This is a genomic window from Nocardia cerradoensis NBRC 101014, assembly GCF_000308535.1.
GTDB lineage: Bacteria > Actinomycetota > Actinomycetes > Mycobacteriales > Mycobacteriaceae > Nocardia > Nocardia cerradoensis.
Genome location: NZ_BAFW01000307.1, coordinates 1 through 2816, shown reverse-complemented (window position 1 = coordinate 2816; position 2816 = coordinate 1). Strand labels below are relative to the sequence as shown.

General features: G+C 66.1%; 2 protein-coding genes. One reads left to right on the top strand and one right to left on the bottom strand.

Translation table 11 applies throughout. The annotated features are described in order from the left end of the window. The first annotated feature begins 210 nt into the window (after window positions 1-210). Entirely contained in the window at window positions 211-660 is a 450-nt protein-coding gene (locus ON23_RS28200) for a phenolic acid decarboxylase (RefSeq protein ID WP_039781962.1), read from the top strand. A gap of 703 nt (window positions 661-1363) precedes the next feature. Here ON23_RS28200 and ON23_RS28195 read toward each other — a convergent pair. Next, window positions 1364-2218, bottom strand: coding sequence for a GDSL-type esterase/lipase family protein (locus tag ON23_RS28195; protein ID WP_039781961.1), 855 nt, complete (start codon window positions 2216-2218; stop codon window positions 1364-1366). Between the last annotated feature and the right edge of the window lie 598 nt (window positions 2219-2816).

The following is a 2816-nucleotide window of genomic DNA, read 5'->3' as shown; positions in this document are numbered from 1 at the left end:
CACTCGTTTCGCCTCCGGGCCCGCTGGTTGATGCAGGACCGTACCGGGAGTGTCTACGCCGGCAGGCGAACCAGGACCCCGAGTTCGTCCGCAAGATCAGAGAACTCGCCGAGAACGGTCAGCAGTTCCCATACCGCAACGTCAGCGACTGGGGCTACTTCGAAGTCCTCGACTGATCAAGCCCCTCCCCCTCAGAAAGGAATCATCGTCATGATCCACAGCATGATGGGCCGCACCATCCGTTGGTTCGAGGCCGACTGGTACGACCCGACCGCCGAGATCTACACCCCGCAGGTCTGGCGGTTCGAGCCGGTCAAGTTCGGCGCCCACACGATCGAGTACACCCTTCAGGAAGGTCCGCACGCGGGCCGCCACGCGATCCAGCGCGTGCACTACTTGAACATCGCCCCCGGCATCGAGTCGACCGTGTGGACCGAGGAGAGTGGCGCGGTCGTCCACATCACCTGGTTCCTGGAGGCACAGACCTCGTTCCGCTACGCCTCGGTCCCCCAGTGGATGGCACGCGACGTCCCGGGGGTCTACGCCGGCAGCAACCAGGACCCCGAGTTCGTCCGCAAAATCAAGGAGCTGGCCGAGGCCGGCCCCCAGTTCCCGCACCGCACGGGCAGCGACTGGGGTCACTGGGAAGTGCTCGACTGAGGGCCGTCCGTCAGTTCTCGACCACCCCCCGCCACTCCCGGCCACAGGGGACTGCCTCGACTCGCGTCGCCAGAGTCGAGGCAGTCCCGTGCCTGTGCCAGCGAGTTGGCGCGCAAGCGGCCTGCAGTCCTCTCGACTCGACCCATTGACGGCTTGGGCCGCGGGCTCAGTAGGCCGACCCCCAGCAACCAAACACGCGGGCGACACCTACACGCGTGAAAGTTCAGCCGTCCCTTGACCCCCGCCATGGTTGGCTGATCGACCTGTATCGGTCGAACCACTGGAAACCCACACATTGTCACGTGCATCACTCTGGACCAGATGACCTGCGGAAACTCGAAAACCTCACCGCCGAAATCGAATCCAGCTGCGCCGCGGCGCGTCCGCGCCAGTGCAAACCGCCACACCTCCACAACCCGCACCGCGTCGGAACATCCAACGCCGCCTGCCCGCCACACCGTCGACGCACTCATCCAGGATTACCGCGACGGCACCGCCACACTCGCGCTCGCCCAGCGATACGGCCGGTCGCGCAGTGTGTCTTCGTTGTTGGCAGGGTGGGCGGCTGACCCGGTGGCGGCGGCACCGGGTCAGCCGCTCCGGTGAGTGCAGGCTCACCGGCTCGCGCGTCCCCCGGTGCACGGCGCTGGGCATGGCGGACGGATGTGGCATTCAGGCGAAGGGTAGGCCGGCCTGGAACGGATCAGGGCGCGGTCAGAGCGGCGAAAGCGCGCGCTGCCATATACCGGCGGCCGGCTTCGGTGGGGTGGAACGCGCTGCCGTCGTCACCGTTTTCCAGGCCGGTGAAGGAGACGAACCGTTGCCCGTCGCGCGCGCAGATCGAATGATCGCCCGGTGCGGAGGGGTCGACGTAGGTGAAGCCCACACGGTCGGCGGCCGCGGCGATATCGCTGTTGAGGGTGGCTTGGGTGGTGTTGGCGAATGCCACGGCGTCGCGGCCGGTGATCGCGTCGACGAAGCAGCCGGCCGGGTCGTCGGGCAGGATTCGCGGGTATCCGAGCACCACGATTTTGGCGTTGGGTGCGTGCCGGCGGATCGCGGCGTAGGCGGTGTCGAGCTGTGTGGGAAGCGCGTCGAGCCCTGCAGCCACCGCGGCTCGCTTGGCCTGGGTGCACATCGCGCCGACGAAGCAGTCGGCGATCGTGCCGCCGAAGATGTTGCCGTTGTTGCCGCCGATGGACAGCGCGACGTACTCGGTGGCCGTGGACAGTCCGTCGACCTGCGGGCCCATAGCTCCGATCTGGGTCATGTCGTCGGTGACGGCGCCCCCGCAGCTCCAGTCCGCGAAGCTGACCTGCGGCATCTGTGCGGCGATCAGGTGGGCGACGCTGTCGCTGGATTGGATGCAGGGCCCGGGTTGCAGCAGCGTGGCCGGGTAGGCGCCGGTGGCGATGTAGGAGTCGCCGATCGCGACGAATTCCGCACCGGCACGGTGGGAGGGATCCGCAGGAGGTGCTGCGGAGACGGTCGCGGGGGTGGCGGCGAACATCGCCGCGGAGACGAGGAACTGGAGACGGCGTACGGCATCGTTGCGCATAGCGTGAATCACTCTCTGAGTACTGGTGGAGATGGCAGCGGCATGTTGCGAGGGCGCAACGGTTTTCGGCCACGTCGCGGAAGCCGTGAAACGCGGGGGCGAATGCCGACGAACCCCGACGAGGCTGCGGTAGTCGTGGCTGGCGATGGCGCTGGCGGGGGCATGTGACCCCCAACGCGACCGGTGAAAATTCACGTTTTCAGCCGATGGCGCCATCGTCAAGGCCACTGGCCTCGGATGGAGCCGCATGAAAACGATGAATTCGGCGCAGCAACCAACAAAAACCCCCTGGCGAACAGCAGATTTGTCTACTTGTGGTGACTTTCTACACGACAGACAGCTCGTGACTTACCTGCGGCATGGACCATAACAGGCCCGTGTTGTGCTCCACAACACACCAAGTTACTGTGAGGAAATGAAACATATGAAAATGACCGTTACCACAGGTACGGCGCGTGCAGCGCCGACTTCTGCCGCCTGCTCGTCAGCGAATCGCTGTCGGTGCACTCGAAGGCTCGGTCTTGTGTCCGGTCCTGGGCCGCGGGCGTTGGCTGCGTGCGAGGGAAGCGTCTCCGCACGAAGACCACGGGCCGGCCGT